Origin of the sequence: Billgrantia bachuensis (assembly GCF_011742165.1) — a bacterium.
Lineage (GTDB): Bacteria > Pseudomonadota > Gammaproteobacteria > Pseudomonadales > Halomonadaceae > Halomonas > Halomonas bachuensis.
Genome location: NZ_JAAQTO010000004.1, coordinates 95593 through 110095, shown reverse-complemented (window position 1 = coordinate 110095; position 14503 = coordinate 95593). Strand labels below are relative to the sequence as shown.

Sequence of the window (14503 nt, the reverse complement as noted above, 5' to 3'; positions counted from 1 at the left end):
GACGATGCTGCATGCCAAACGTGAACTGCTCGTAGTCGCTACGGCGCTTGGGTTGACGCTCGGAAGTGCCGGGCTTCAAGCCCAGCCGACCGAGAATCCCGGCAAGGGCCAGGGCCATGGGCAAGGCCAGAATCAAGGCAAATGGCAGAACCATGGCGACGGCCAGGGAAGAGGGCAAGGGCAGGGCGCAGCGCCGGCTCAGCCTGGCCGTGGCCAGCCGGGTGAACCCGAGCGCTCGTTCCGAGAAAGCAATCATGGGCATGGCGAGGGGCGAGTGGAACGGTACGATGTTTCCCACGGCCCGCGTATCGACGAACGCGAGATCCGCCGCCTGCTGGTCGAGCGCCGCGACTGGATCGAGATCGACCGCCGCCATGAGAACCTGCCGCCCGGCATTCGCATGAACCTGGAGCGCGGCAAACCGCTACCACCCGGCATTGCAATGCAACTGGACGAACGAGTCCTGCGCGACTTGCCGCGCTACGACGGCTATGAATGGCGCCGAGTCGGTCCCGATGTCATTTTGGTGGATGCCGCCAACGCCATCATTTACGAGATCCTGCGCGATATCTTCTATTGAGCGTGCAATGAGGAAAAGCTGACTCTGGTCAATCAATAGGCATGTTCTTATAAAAAAACTTGCCTTCACTTTTGCGGTGCGCTTTGCGAGACTCCTGCACCTATTTTGTGCAAGAGACGGACATGAAGACCTATCTCGGCAAGATGCGCGCCGAACGAACGCGAGCTCCCAGCCCCGATTGGCAGGATGCCCTGTGGTCGTGGTTCGGTGCATTCATCGGCATGGGGGCCATCTGCTGGCTAAGCGCGCACTGGCTTTCCCACCACCTCTTGATCGTGGCCTCCTTCGGCGCCACTTCGGTGCTGATCTATGCCGCGCCCGACAGCCCATTCGCCCAGCCTCGCAATGTCCTGTTCGGTAGCATGCTCTCTGCTCTGGTAGGGGTGGCCTGCTTCCAGCTGCTGGGCAGCACCGCGCTGGCGGTAACGCTTGCCGTGTCGTTGTCGATACTCGTCATGCAGCTCACCCACACCGTGCACCCGCCCGGTGCCGCGGCGGCACTGGGTGCCGTGATAGGTGGCGAAGCGATTGCGGCCCTGGGTTGGTGGTATCCCCTGATGCCGATCGGCATCGGCTGCGGTGTCATGCTCGTGGTGGCGATCCTGGTCAATAACCTGGCCCGCCATCGGCGCTACCCGCGCTACTGGTAGGGTTTGTGCTTCTGATGGCGCGCCATGTGAGGACGTCAGCGCTCGCCACGCCGAAGTCAGATATTTGCTCAGGAGGCTGTAGGAAATCGGCCATAGCGCGGCTCTTTACAATCCGGATACCCTAATAAACATTGCCAATCTGAAGCCAGGGACAGGAGACAAGGCAGTGTTCTGGAAGCTCAAACCTCGCCATGACGTCAGGGACGTCGATCTTCCCTTCATCGAGTCGCCCACCTTCGCCTCGAGCAAGGTCAAAGACAAATTGTCGAGGGAGTCCGGCCGGGAAGGTCTCTCACAGCTATATGCCAAGGCAGGCGGTTGCGGAGTGCTGCCGGACAAGGAAGTGGCAATCCGGACGATCGTCAAGGCGGTCAAGCAGGGCGACCTGCTGCTGGTCCTCAACGACGGTTTCGACCGCCCCTTCCTTCCTCTGGTCGAGTGGAACGGCAAGCAGTGGCGCTCGAACGCCCATTGGGCATTCAGTGGCAGTAGTCTGGTCGACTCCTTGCTTCCGCGGCTTAATTCCCGTGGCCTGGGGCCACAAGCCATGGCCATGCTACAGCGTCACGGTGACTGGGGCGTCACGCGCCCTGTGCCGGCTCCCGAGCCGCGGCCTTCCACAGCGCCGCCGGTGGCGGAAACGCCTCCCACTCGGCCGCGTACTCTGCACATCGGCGTGTTCTTCGATGGCACCGGCAACAATATGTACAACGATCGCCACCTGCCCGATCGCGATATCACCAACGTGGCAAAGTTACGTAATCTCTACCCCGACGACGCTGAGAGTGGTTATTACCCAATCTATATACATGGCGTGGGGACCATAACCGGCGGCGAGAGCGAGGATGGCTTCGTGGCTTCCGAGGATCTGGTCGGGCTAGGCACCGGCGTCGGTCCGGAGGGCGCACATGCACGTATCGAGCTGGTTCTAAATTTACTCCGCCCAATTTTAGAAGCCAACCCCGATGCGCTGATTTCCTTCGACGTGTTCGGATTCAGCCGTGGAGCGGCCCTGGCCCGGCATTTCGTCAACCTTGTCCATCGTTGGCCGGAGCACTTGTTGGTGCCGGACTTCCGCCTTATCAGACCAGGTTACCAACCACCGATGCGCCGTATCCCGGCCTTTCCGCCCACGCCGATTCCTTTCCCGCAGGTGCGCTTCGTGGGGCTGTTCGATACCGTGGGGAGTTTTTACTGGCCCGGCAATGCCGAAAACCTCGATTTCGATCTCTACCTTGCTTCAGGCAGCGCCGCACGTGTGGTGCAGCTCACCGCTCATCACGAGATCCGCCGCAATTTTCCGCTCAGCAGCATTGTCGATGCCCAGGGCAACCATCCCGGCAACTTCGCCGAGATCGCCCTGCCGGGGGCGCACTCCGATGTGGGCGGCGGCTACGAGAACCCTCGGCACGAGGCGGATTTCGCCAATATTGAAGAACTGATCGTGCGCCGCCGCGGCGGGCTTGGCGCCAATGGGGAGACGATTCGCCTGGCACAGGCGGAAGCGCAGGCACGAGGGCTCTCCATTCGAGTGGATGGGATGGACGTGCTCGAAGTCGAGCGGCGCGCCACACGCAAGGAACTGGCTATCTACGCCCTGCGCCAAATGTACGAAGAGGCGAGGCGAGCCTGGGTGCCCTTTGATGAGCTACGGGATGATGCGGACCATACTATCCCCGCCGAGTTACGAGAAAAGCTGGACGCCTGGCGGGCTGCCGGAGGTCAGCTGGACGATTCCCACCGATTCCTCAATGGCTATATTCACACCTCGCACCGCCAGGAGAGCCTCGCCTATGCGCCGGAGGCAACCGGCGTGCGCCGGGTATTCCCCAACCGCCACGATGTGCCAGTAGCGACCCCTCAGGAGCCTCAGGATGCCTAGGTCATGGAAGAGCCGTTTGCGCCCTGTGCTGCTGCTGGGCTTGCTGTTATTAACCGCTGCCTGTGAGGCGGAGCCTGCGTCGCGACGTTATGACTTTGCCGTCCAGCCCGTCGGCGGCCCCCGGGGATGGCCAATCTGGATACAAGAACTGAGCTTTGACCATTCTTGGAGCACCCCTGCAGGAAATTCCAGCGCAGGATTCGAGCACAGGCCCCCTCGGCTGGGTGCCGTCAACGCACTGGCCCACCCTATGCCCGCGCCTTCATCGGTTCAGGCACGCTGGTTTTCCTACCGCACCCAGACCTTCTACGAGATCGATCTGGAGCTACCGGATACCGATGCTCTGCTACAACAGTGGTACCGGGATTATCCTCCGTCCCAATACCTCCACTACTTGGTAACTGGCTTCTCCGGCAAGGGCGAAGTCATTGTGTGGTGGCGGGCATACTGCAAAGCCTGCGGAAATGATCGCAGCCAGGATTTCCATGCGCCGATTGTGGAATCTGCGTGGGCCGAGGAAGTGGAGGGCGACCCATCTACCTTCCGCAGCCAAACCCAACGGCGCGTTGACGAAGGAGTTATTCCCTCGCCTTGGTAAGAGTGGGGTGGTGAGTGGTTCGGCTGTTGTGCTTGTTTTGCGGTAGTGAGCTTAGACGATCAAGGGGCGATCTCGAGGTGTGCATGCTTGAAATCGCCCAGGGCGGCCAGGCCGTGCCAGTTCTTGATCTGAATCTGCTTGTTGTCGCAGTTCTCTATCAGCCCCTTGCGCTTGATCTTGCCGATCGAGCGGCTTACATGAACGCTGGAAAGGCCCAGTACATCGGATATTTCCGTCTGCGTAAGCGGGAAGAAGTATCGGCCACGATAGGTCAGCCCGGCAGCATGAGAACGGGCGTAGCATTCACACAGCAAGTTGGCGATACGCCCCTCGGCGTTGCGCGCCGAGACATTGATGATCCAATTCAAGGCCATGCTATGGCTGATATGGCCCGATGCCCGGAACAGGCGAAGTATTCTGGGGCGCTCGAACAATCGCTCGGCACTGGTTGAGTCGATAGTGGTGAAGCGAAGCGGTGTAATGGCCCTGATGGAAAATTCCAGCCTGTTATGTAGGCCCTGGCCATTGTCGCTGATATCCCCAGGCAGCAGTAGCGAAGTGATGGGCTCGCTGCCATCGCGCAGCATCCTGTAGCGGCAGGCCCAGCCGTCCTCGATGAGGTGCAGGCATTCCAGCCTGTCTCCCTCGCGGGCCAGGTGGCTTCCTTTCTTCACCTCCCGCACCGGGCCGACATGGCTACTGAAAATTCGCTTGTCTTCGGGGCATAAATCGTTGCGTGACTTGAAGTTATGGAACAAGTACATGACATCCCTTTCGTCGTGTCCTCGATCGCATCCGGATCGTTCCTGGGTAGAAGTGTAACAAAAGCTCTGTAAGGTACAAATTTCTCAATTAGATAAAACTAATTTAAATGGCCTTTGTGGCCGCTGGTCTGTATCGCTTTTGAAAGTGGTCGCAATACTTCAGTGGCTCACTTTGGCCCGCCGCCGAGCGGTTTCTTGACCTCGGTTAGGTGATTCAGCGCAACAGCGCGAACAAAGGTTCAGCGGCGATTCAACCTGGTGAGTTTCTACTCACAAAAGTTCCAAGATTGACAAGGCGTACGTTTTCAGTTCGAGTGTGTTGCGGTTACGTTGAGTGCCGCTTACTCATCGTACTAATTGGCAGGCTTGCCTATTTGACTCAGCCGATGCAAATCGACTAAAACTACATTGAAGTATTGTCATTTGGTTCGCGTTGTTGTATTTATAGGCGGCATCCCAAAATATCCCAATTGCAAGGAACGTGTATATGTCTCTTCTCAGCGAATTCATGCAGAAAGAACAGCAGCTCAAGCAGCTTCAGGCTGAAATGGAGCGGCTGCAGAACGACGATCGTTTGAAGGCGGAACTGGAGTTCAAGGACAAGCTCGAAGCCTTGATGCGCGAGTTCAACAAAAGCTCAACCGACGTTATCGGCCTGCTCGAGCCGCAGGGCAGCAAATCCGCACCGGCCAAGGCAGCAGCCTCTTCCAGCACCGGTCGCCGCAAGCGCAAGCTGAAGATCTACAAGAACCCGAAGACCGGCGAAGTGGTGGAGACCCGCGGCGGTAACCAGAAGACACTCAAGGCATGGAAAGACGAGTTCGGTTCCGACACCGTTGAAGGCTGGCTGGTTCGCGTCGAGTCCTGAGTAAAGAGTTGAGTCGAGAGGTCTGGAGTTGAATACCGAACTTCAGGCCGGGCTGTGAGGGCGCGCGCCGATTGCGCGGGCCCTCTGGTGGTTAGTTATCAGGCGTGCTGGACAGGAAGCCTGATGAGTACGCTATCCGCGCTCCATTCCACCTGAACCGCTTCGCCGCTGGCATGAAGGCTCTCTTTTGGAAGGCCTTCGCACACCAAGTAGAGAATCACGTCGGGAATCATTTCCATCGATTCCAGCTCCACGCAAGCGTGCTTCTGGGCCGGCAGGTTCAGCAAGCGAAAGGACGCTGGAATGGCAATGCCCGGTGCCTCGTCGCCGTTGATGAGCGGGCCTACATCGATGCGCTCCACGTCGCTGGGCAGTGGAATGTTGTGCATCAAGGCAATGGTTTTCCCTTGACGCACGCGATCCGGCAGGCTCTCCACGCCCTTGGCATGATTGGCCCATTTACGCAGCACTCCGAGGGGGTGGCTACGTTCCTTTCGGTACAGGCGTGTTACCAGGGCTTGGCGTGAAGGAGCCTTACGAATTTCATACTTGGGTGGGTCACCGCCATGCCCCTGGCAGTAGGGGTTGTGATGGAGTTTCAATCGCAACGCCTGACGGTATTGGCGAGGCGTTTGATTGTGGTATCGTTGGAAAGCTCGACTGAAGGCGGAATGATTCCGATAGCCGCAGCGGGATGCGATAGTCTGGATGGAGAAAGGGGTGAACGCCAGCAAGCGTGCCGCTTTTTCCAATCGCAGGGTGTCGCGATAAGCGCTAGGGGACAGACCGAAGCACTGCTTGAACCTGCGCCGAACCTGTGAGGTCGAATAACCGAGTCGGCTGGCGAGGTCTTCTATTCCCTGCTGGCTATCCAAGTGATCCTGCAGCCAGATCTCCGCCCGCATCATCTCGTTAAACATAACTGTCCCTTGCTTGAACCCGCAGCAAAATGAAGGTTGCTGCATCCATATCAACGCTGGCGCTCTCTGAAGTGCCCTGGCTATGCCAGGTAGGCATATCGCCTGCTGTTTTTATGGTTTTTATGCACCTCTTTATGCGCTTTCGCGGGAGGCAAAGGCAAGTTTGGGTAACGGATTTGACCGTTTGTGCATAATTGTGGCCGGAGTCGATATGAGCTCCTTGATTGCAGGCTGTGTATCTTCAGGGTAGCGCAAGGGCCAGCCTTCGCTACCACACGGTTTGGCGGTATACTCGGGGCGGTCACCCGCGAGTGCCGCCTGGTACAAATTACGGATAGAAATGAGAAACCAGAAACCCAACCGTTCCATGGACGAGCGCGAAAAGCTACGCAAGTTTCGCGAGCTCGACGACGCATTCGCTCAGGCGCTGCGCGAGCTGGAAAAGCCCAATTCCCGCCTCGATATACCCACCGGACCGCCTGTGCGCAGCCTGGCGGAGCTGGAGGCGGAAGAGCGGCAGCAGCGCCAACAGGCGTTCGAAACGCGGCTCCAGTCGCTGATGAAGGAATACGCCCAGCCCAAGGAGAGCGTGGCCGTTTTGCTGCGTACCCTGCAAATGCTCGGCCATATCGCCTGAATCGCCAATGATCGATATTTCTGCGCCGATGACCTATCTCCTGGTGATGGGCAGCGTCGCGCTGTCCGTGCTGTTCACACTTGGCTGGGCGCTTTCCCGCCTGCTTCGCTGGGTCGCCTCCGGCTTCCCCCTGGGAAGCGACAAGCGTGCCGGCAAGGCCCGGGGAGCTACCTCCAGGCGCGGCGGTAAAACGCAGAGAACCGCTGCGGCCAAGCGCGCGCCTAAAAGCAGTGCGAAGCCCAAGGCCACCGCTGCCAAGTCTGTTGCCAAGCCTCCCGGCGAGCCGTGGCGCATCACCCGGCGCCTGGCCGCATGGCACTCCAGTACCGCGCTGGCGCTGGTGGCGGCCCCAACTTATCTCGTGGCACGTCTTGCCGAACACGGCATCAGCTTTCGTCCACCGCATAGCCTACCCAGCGGCTTCAATGCCTTGGTCAGCGGCCTTGGCTGGCTTGCCGCCGGCTTGATTCTGCTCGCCCTCGTTCATCGCCTGGCCGTTTGGCGTTGCCGTTGATGAAGCGTTGCTTAGAGTGCGTCTCAGTAAACAGTGCTATGCGCTGTCATAGTTTCGTAAAAAGTGAAACAACCATTTGAAGGCGCAGAATATTTGCTCTCACTCCACGGTAGAGCATCGCGCCGCAGTGCCGTAGAATTGCGTCATTCAAATAACGATACCGGCAGGGAAGGGCAGTCGAGCCTCAGCTCGGCGACGGACCGTGAGCAGTGGCGCCAAGGGTTGAACCTTGCCTGAGGTTCGCCGTGCGCATTCTCAAGAAGTTCCGTCCCGCTCGTCCTGGTATCGCTTCGCAACAGGGCCAGGGAACCGCCCGGAACAATCCCCGGGCGGTAGCGTGTCTGAAAGGCGTGCTCGGCAGAATCATACCCACGACATGAGATGAATCATCTCGCGGCGCTCTGCGCTTCCGTTAAGATGGGTAGCGAAACACGTCTTTTGTGTAACGACACGTTGCGAAGAGAAGCGTAGGCTCAATGTGAAACTGCTTATTACCGGTATCGCTGGGTTTATCGGCCACGCGGTGGCCAAGCGCTTGAGTGGGCAAGGCCATGAGATCGTCGGTATCGACAACCTCAATACCTATTACGACGTCTCACTCAAGCAGGCGCGTCTTTACGATCTGGCCGAGTGCCATGACATTCGCTTCATCCATCTGGATCTCGGCGACCGCGAAGCCATGGCCGCGCTGTTCCGCGAGAACGAGTTCGATCGGGTGATCCACCTGGCCGCCCAGGCCGGTGTGCGCTATTCGCTGGAAAACCCTCACGTTTACGCCGACTCCAACCTGATCGGCCACCTCAACGTGCTGGAAGGGTGCCGGCTGCACAAGGTGGGACATCTGGTGTACGCCTCCTCGAGCTCGGTGTACGGCATGAACGCCAAGACGCCGTTCGATACCGGCGACAACGTGGATCATCCCGTCAGCCTTTACGCGGCCACGAAGAAGGCCAACGAGCTGATGAGCCACACGTACGCCCACCTCTACGGCGTGCCGATGACGGGGCTACGCTTCTTCACCGTCTACGGCCCCTGGGGCCGGCCCGACATGGCTATCTTCAAGTTCGTCAAGGCGATGTTCGAAGACAAGCCGATCCAGGTGTACAACCACGGCGACATGTCACGGGATTTCACCTACATCGATGACATCGTGGAAGGTATCGTGCGCATCCAGGACGTGATCCCTCAATCCACACCCGATCGCGTCGCCGCCAGCGCCCGGCCCGACCGCAGCACCGCCCCTTACGCGCTGTACAACATCGGCTATGGCGCGCCGGTCTCGCTGATGTCGTTCATCCGTGCTTTGGAAGCCGCCACCGGGCGTGAGGCCAACTGCGAATACCTGCCCATGCAGCCCGGCGACGTGCAGCGAACCTGGGCCGACACCGAAGCGCTGCTGGAAGCCACCGGCTACCGCCCACAGGTGCAAGTGGAAGAGGGGGTGAAGCGTTTCGTGGCGTGGTACCGCAATTTCTACGGCGTCTGATTCGCAGGGCAAGATCCAAAAGCAAAGGTTCACAGAACAAGAAGTAAAGGACGACGACTTGAACATACTCCATCACGGCGGCGGGGCGGGCGTAACCGGCAGCTGCCACCGCTTGCAGATCGCGCCGGACCGGGCGCTGCTGATCGACTGCGGCCTGTTCCAGGGGCAGGATGCCGAGCATCTAGACAGCCTCGAACAGCACAAAGTGCGCTTTCCGGTGGATGACGTGCTGGCGCTGGTGGTCACCCACGTGCACATCGACCACATCGGCCGGCTGCCCTATTTGCTGGCGGCGGGCTACAAGGGGCCGATTCTCTGCTCGGTGCCCTCGGCCCGGCTACTGCCATTGGTCATTGAAGACGCCCTGAAGATCGGCTTCACCCGCGACCGCGCACTGATCGAACGCTTCCTGGCCGAAGTGCAGGGGCGCTTGGTGGCGCTGGACTACCAGAGCTGGCATACCGTGCTCGACGACGAGCGCCACCGCGTACGGGTCAAGCTGCAGCGCGCCGGGCACATACTCGGCTCCGCCTACGTGGAAGTGGACACCCAGGACAAGGCCAGCGGCCAACTCCAGGGAAAAGGCCAGCGAACCGTCTTCTCCGGCGACCTGGGTGCGCCCTACGCGCCGCTGCTGCCCGCGCCCAAGCCGCCGTATCGCGCCGACGTGCTGGTGCTGGAAAGCACCTACGGCGACCGCCTGCACGAAGACCGGCGCCACCGCCGCGAAAGGCTCAAGGCCGCCATCGACAGCTCGCTCGAAAACGGCGGCACCGTGGTGATCCCCGCCTTCAGTGTGGGCCGCACTCAGGAACTGCTCTACGAACTGGAAGGGCTGATATACAACGGCCGCAGCGAGCGCTGGCGCGAGCTCGAGATCATCGTCGACTCGCCCCTGGCCGCCCGCTTCACCGAGGTGTACCGCGAACTCAAGCCGTGGTGGGATGCCGAAGCGCACAAGACGCTGCGCAGCGGCCGCCACCCGCTCAGCTTCGAGAACCTCTACACCGTGGACAGCCACGAAGAACACGAGCGCACGGTCGAATACCTGGCAGTAAGCGGCAGGCCCGCAGTGGTAATCGCCGCCAGTGGCATGGTCAGCGGCGGCAGGGTGGTGAACTACCTCAAGCGCATGCTCGGCGACGAACGCCACTGCGTGCTTTTTACCGGCTACCAGGCGGCCGGCACACCGGGGCGGGACATTCAGCGCTACGGCCCCAAGGGCGGCTGGGTAATGCTGGATGGCCAGCGCATCGACATTCGCGCGCGGGTGGAAACCGTCAGCGGCTACTCGGCCCACGCCGACCGGCACGACCTGCTCAACTTCGTGCGCCGCATGCGCCAGCCGCCCAGTGAAGTGCGCCTGGTACACGGCGACCCCCACGCCCAGGCCGCGCTCAAGGCCAAGTTGCTGGAGTGGGCCGAGGGGGCAGGGCATGAGTTGAGAGTAACGCTGGGCGGCGATTACCTCGTCTCAAGCGCTGAAAAAGCTGCTGCGAAAGACGAAGCTCAGGCCTTGGTTTGAGCTTCGTCATGTTCCGCACCACGGCACGTTAAATTCGACATCAGCTATACCTTCTTTAAAGAACTTACATAAAGGGACGGCAATGAACGTTACCGTATTCGGAACTGGTTACGTAGGCCTGGTGCAAGGGGCCGTGCTGGCCGACGTGGGTCATCACGTGGTGTGCGTTGACGTGGACGCCGCCAAGGTGGAGTGCCTGAGCAAGGGCGATATCCCCATCTACGAACCGGGGCTCGAGCCGCTGGTCAAGGATAACTTCGCTTCCGGGCGGCTCAAGTTCACCACCGATGCTGCCGAAGGCGTCAAGCACGGCCAGGTGCAGTTCATCGCCGTGGGCACCCCGCCGGACGAAGACGGCAGCGCCGATCTCAAGTACGTGCTGGCCGTGGCCGAGACCATCGCCCAGCACATGGAGCGCGACCAGGTCATCATCAACAAGTCCACCGTGCCGGTAGGCACCGCCGACAAGGTGCGCGACAAGGTGGACGGCGTGCTGGAAGCCCGTGGCCGCAAGGACCTGCGCTTCGACGTGGTCTCCAACCCCGAATTCCTGAAGGAGGGCAGCGCCGTGGGCGACTGCCAGCGGCCGGATCGCATCATCATCGGCACCTCCAGCCGGGTGGCGGAAGACATGCTGCGTGAACTTTACGCCCCCTTCAGCCGCCAGCAGGACAAGATGATCGTGATGGACGTACGCAGCGCCGAGCTGACCAAGTACGCCGCCAACTGCATGCTGGCCACCAAGATCAGCTTCATGAACGAAATGGCCAACCTGGCCGAACGCCTGGGGGCGGATATCGAGATGGTGCGCCAGGGCATCGGCTCCGACCCGCGCATCGGCTACCACTTCATCTACCCCGGTGTCGGCTATGGCGGCTCCTGCTTCCCCAAGGACGTGCAGGCGCTGATTCGCACCGCGGGCGACATCGACTTCGACGCCAAGGTGCTCAAGGCCGTGGAAGCACGCAACGAGGAACAGAAGACCACCCTGTTCCAGAAGATTCACAAGCACTACCAGGGCAACCTGGCCGGCAAGACCTTCGCCCTCTGGGGTCTGGCCTTCAAGCCCAATACCGACGACATGCGCGAAGCCCCCAGCCGCGTGCTGATGGAAGCGCTGTGGGAAGCCGGCGCCAAGGTGCAAGCCTTTGACCCGGAAGCCATGGAAGAAGCTCAACGCCTCTACGGCAACCGCGATGACTTCTCTCTGTGCGGCACCAAGGAAGCCACCCTGCGCGGTGCCGATGCCCTGGTGATCGTGACCGAGTGGCAAAGCTTCCGCGCCCCGGATTTCGAACAGATCAAGCAGCAGCTCACCGAGCCGCTGATCTTCGACGGGCGCAACATGTTCGAGCCGAAGAGAATGGCAATCAAGGGGTTCACCTATCTTTCCGTAGGACGATAAGCCGTTCTCTTGATGCCAGTTGAAGCGCTGTTCACGTTGGGAATCGTCGTATCGGTACTGTTCGCCCTGGCCCTGAGCCGGGCGGCACCGGATACGATTCTCATGGCAGCGCTTGCCGTACTCATCATCTCGGGAATCCTGACCCCCGGCGAAGCCCTCGCCGGGTTCGGTAACCCTGGCGTCATGACCATTGCGGTGCTCTATGTCGTCGCCGCAGGGTTGAAGGAAACCGGCGCCATCCAATGGCTGGCGCATCGGCTGCTGGGCCAGCCGCAACGCCTGCGACAGGCACAGCTGCGCGTTTTGCTTCCGGCATCGGGCCTGAGTGCCTTCATGAACAACACCACCGTGGTGGCCATGTTCATCCCGGCCATCCAGGAGTGGGCGGGCCGCCTCCGGTTGCCACCCTCCAAGCTGCTGCTGCCGCTCAGCTATGCCGCCATCCTCGGCGGCACCTGCACGCTGATCGGCACCAGTACCAACCTGGTGGTGGACGGCCTCCTGCAAACCGAGATGGGTATCGGGCTTACCATGTTCTCGCTTGCCTGGATCGGTATCCCGGTCGTGCTGGTAGGCGGCACTTTTCTTTATCTCTTCGCCGACCGCCTGCTGCCGAACCGGCAGGGCGTGTTGGAACAGCTCGAGCAGGCACGCGAATACTCGGTCGAGGTAGTGGTAGACGAGAAAGGCCCGCTGGTAGGCCGGACCATTGCCGACGCGGGGTTGCGCCATCTCAGCTTTGGTTACCTGGCAGATATCGAACGGCATGGCCGCCTGCTCACCGCCGTACCGCCGAGCACCGAATTGCAGGCGGGCGATATTCTCATCTTTATCGGGGCGCCCGAGTGCGCCCGCGAACTGCGCCGCATCCATGGCTTGAAACCGGCCAGTGGTGACGTGCACAAGCTGGATATCGCTCACCATCAACGCTGCCTGGTGGAGGCCGTCATCGGGCCGGACTTCGGCGGGTTGAACCAGACGGTACGGGAATCGCGTTTTCGCTCGCGCTATCAGGCCGTGATCCTCTCGATTTCGCGGCATGGCAGGCGGCTGCCCGGCAAGATGGGAGATATGCGACTGCAGGTGGGTGATACGCTGCTGATCGAAACCGCCCAGGATTTCGTCGACCAGTATCGCTATCGCAAGGATTTTCTGCTGGTCAGTGCCCTGAACGACTCCACCCCGCCGGATTTTCGCAAGGCCCCCGTGGCGATGGGTATCCTCGCGGCCATGGTGGCGGCCAGCGCCACGGGGCTGTTGAGCATTCTCGAAGCGGCGCTGCTGGCGGGTGGCGGCATGCTGGTGACCCGCTGCGTGCCGGCCAGCAAGGCCAGGCGCTATGTGGATCTTTCCGTACTGGTGGTGATAGCGGCTTCGTTCGCGCTAGGCGCAGCCATGACGAAAACCGGTGCCGCCGCACAAGTGGCTCAGTGGTTGCTGCTGATTGACGGCCTGGCGCCCTGGGTAGCGCTGGCGCTGGTTTACCTCATGACGGTGATGTTCACGGAACTGATCACCAACAATGCCGCGGCAGTGCTGATGTTTCCTATCGCCGTGGCCGTCGCCGAACAGTTGGGCGTGAGCTTCATGCCTTTCGTCATCGCCATCATGTTCGCCGCCTCGGCCAGCTTCATGACCCCGCTAGGCTATCAGACCAACTTGATGGTACTGGGGCCCGGCGGTTATCGCTTTACCGACTATCTGAGGCTGGGCGCCCCCTTGAGCCTGATCGTAGGCATCACCGCCGTAGCGCTGGTACCGCTGGCCTGGCCTTTTTAGCTGCGTGTTAGCAGTTAGCCCGAAGCCAGAAGGAAATACTTTTGACCGATTTTGTTACCGCAGAGATGCGCACCCGCCTTATCGAAGGCGTTCAGACCGCGGGCCGTGAAGTCATCTCGATCTACGAGCGTGATTTCAGTGTCGAGACCAAGGATGACAAGAGCCCGCTGACCGAAGCGGATATGGCATCCCACCATGCTCTGGTGGATCTGCTTGAAGGCATTACCCCAGAGGTGCCGATCCTCTCCGAGGAATCCGCAGAAATTCCTTTCGCCACGCGCAAGGTTTGGCAGCGCTACTGGCTGATTGATCCGCTCGACGGCACCAAGGAGTTCATCAAGAAGAATGGTGAGTTCACTCTCAACGTAGCGCTGATCGAGGATGGCGTGCCGGTGTTCGGTATCGTCCATGCGCCTGTGCTGCGCACCACTTGGATTGGGCAACAGGGGCAGGGCGCATGGAAACAGGAGAACGGTGGGGCGCTAGAGCTCATCCGCGTGCGCGCACTGCCCGATCCAGAGCAAGAAAGCTGGCAGGTGGTGGGTAGCCGTATTCATGGTTCGGAGGAATTCGAAGCCTTCTGTCGCATTCTGCCGAATCATGAACGGACCTCCATGGGCAGTTCGTTGAAGCTGTGCCTGGTGGCGGAAGGCAAGGCCGACCTCTATCCGCGCCTGGCACCGACAAGCGAATGGGATACCGCAGCCGCCCAGGCAGTGGTCACCGCGGCGGGCGGCCAGGTTCTGGACGCCCACACCCTGGAGCCCCTGCGCTGCAACCAGCAGGAAAGCATACTCAACCCGTTCTTCATCGTTGCCGGTGAGCGGGACCCACGCTGGGAATCGGCCCTGCGGGCTAGTCTCTAATTTGCCGCTACTGTTCCAAGGTACCTTTG

14 protein-coding genes are annotated in these 14503 nt (G+C 60.5%); 12 read left to right on the top strand and 2 right to left on the bottom strand.

Features of this window, described 5'->3' with window-relative positions; translation table 11 throughout:
* Positions 1-4: 4 nt before the first annotated feature.
* The 4 genes from HBJ55_RS01905 (at position 5) to HBJ55_RS01890 (ending at position 3710) form a co-directional block, all read left to right on the top strand.
* Positions 5-580, top strand: a complete 576-nt coding sequence (locus tag HBJ55_RS01905) for an anti-virulence regulator CigR family protein (RefSeq protein WP_206022140.1) — start codon at positions 5-7, stop codon at positions 578-580.
* 122 nt (positions 581-702) lie between these two features.
* Positions 703-1230 (top strand): HPP family protein, encoded by a 528-nt coding sequence (locus HBJ55_RS01900; protein ID WP_167110475.1) that lies wholly within the window; start codon positions 703-705, stop codon positions 1228-1230.
* 325 nt (positions 1231-1555) lie between these two features.
* Complete coding sequence (locus tag HBJ55_RS01895) at positions 1556-3112, top strand: T6SS phospholipase effector Tle1-like catalytic domain-containing protein (RefSeq protein WP_338071952.1); 1557 nt, start codon at positions 1556-1558, stop codon at positions 3110-3112.
* Positions 3105-3710, top strand: coding sequence for a DUF2931 family protein (locus HBJ55_RS01890; protein WP_167110473.1), 606 nt, complete (start codon positions 3105-3107; stop codon positions 3708-3710). Before HBJ55_RS01895 ends, HBJ55_RS01890 begins: the two co-directional genes overlap by 8 nt.
* 59 nt (positions 3711-3769) lie before the next feature.
* On the opposite strand, the gene HBJ55_RS01885 is transcribed toward HBJ55_RS01890, so the two are convergent.
* A complete protein-coding gene (locus tag HBJ55_RS01885; protein ID WP_167110471.1) occupies positions 3770-4474 on the bottom strand; it encodes a Crp/Fnr family transcriptional regulator in 705 nt (234 codons plus the stop codon).
* Positions 4475-4961: 487 nt separating this feature from the next.
* On the opposite strand from HBJ55_RS01885, the gene HBJ55_RS01880 reads away from it, so the two are divergent.
* Complete coding sequence (locus HBJ55_RS01880) at positions 4962-5342, top strand: histone-like nucleoid-structuring protein, MvaT/MvaU family (protein ID WP_167110469.1); 381 nt, start codon at positions 4962-4964, stop codon at positions 5340-5342.
* A gap of 98 nt (positions 5343-5440) precedes the next feature.
* On the opposite strand, the gene HBJ55_RS01875 is transcribed toward HBJ55_RS01880, so the two are convergent.
* The gene (locus HBJ55_RS01875; RefSeq protein WP_167110467.1) at positions 5441-6262 is read right to left on the bottom strand and encodes a helix-turn-helix domain-containing protein; all 822 of its coding nucleotides are present in this window, start codon (positions 6260-6262) and stop codon (positions 5441-5443) included.
* A 340-nt stretch (positions 6263-6602) separates the two neighbouring features.
* Here HBJ55_RS01875 and HBJ55_RS01870 point away from each other — a divergent pair, with 340 nt between their 5' ends.
* The 7 genes from HBJ55_RS01870 to cysQ all read left to right on the top strand — a co-directional run bounded on the left by HBJ55_RS01870 (position 6603) and on the right by cysQ (position 14474).
* Positions 6603-6899, top strand: coding sequence for a hypothetical protein (locus HBJ55_RS01870; RefSeq protein ID WP_240935943.1), 297 nt, complete (start codon positions 6603-6605; stop codon positions 6897-6899).
* A gap of 7 nt (positions 6900-6906) precedes the next feature.
* Entirely contained in the window at positions 6907-7413 is a 507-nt protein-coding gene (locus tag HBJ55_RS01865) for a hypothetical protein (RefSeq protein ID WP_167110465.1), read from the top strand.
* Between the two features lie 478 nt (positions 7414-7891).
* Positions 7892-8899: an NAD-dependent epimerase/dehydratase family protein gene (locus tag HBJ55_RS01860; RefSeq protein ID WP_167110463.1), complete on the top strand. Its 1008-nt coding sequence runs from the start codon at positions 7892-7894 to the stop codon at positions 8897-8899.
* A gap of 58 nt (positions 8900-8957) precedes the next feature.
* Entirely contained in the window at positions 8958-10424 is a 1467-nt protein-coding gene (locus HBJ55_RS01855) for an MBL fold metallo-hydrolase RNA specificity domain-containing protein (RefSeq protein WP_167110461.1), read from the top strand.
* Between the two features lie 82 nt (positions 10425-10506).
* The gene (locus tag HBJ55_RS01850; RefSeq protein WP_167110459.1) at positions 10507-11829 is read left to right on the top strand and encodes a UDP-glucose dehydrogenase family protein; all 1323 of its coding nucleotides are present in this window, start codon (positions 10507-10509) and stop codon (positions 11827-11829) included.
* A gap of 12 nt (positions 11830-11841) precedes the next feature.
* Positions 11842-13608 (top strand): SLC13 family permease, encoded by a 1767-nt coding sequence (locus tag HBJ55_RS01845; protein WP_167110650.1) that lies wholly within the window; start codon positions 11842-11844, stop codon positions 13606-13608.
* A gap of 65 nt (positions 13609-13673) precedes the next feature.
* Positions 13674-14474: a 3'(2'),5'-bisphosphate nucleotidase CysQ gene (gene cysQ / locus HBJ55_RS01840; protein ID WP_167110648.1), complete on the top strand. Its 801-nt coding sequence runs from the start codon at positions 13674-13676 to the stop codon at positions 14472-14474.
* Positions 14475-14503: the final 29 nt, after the last annotated feature.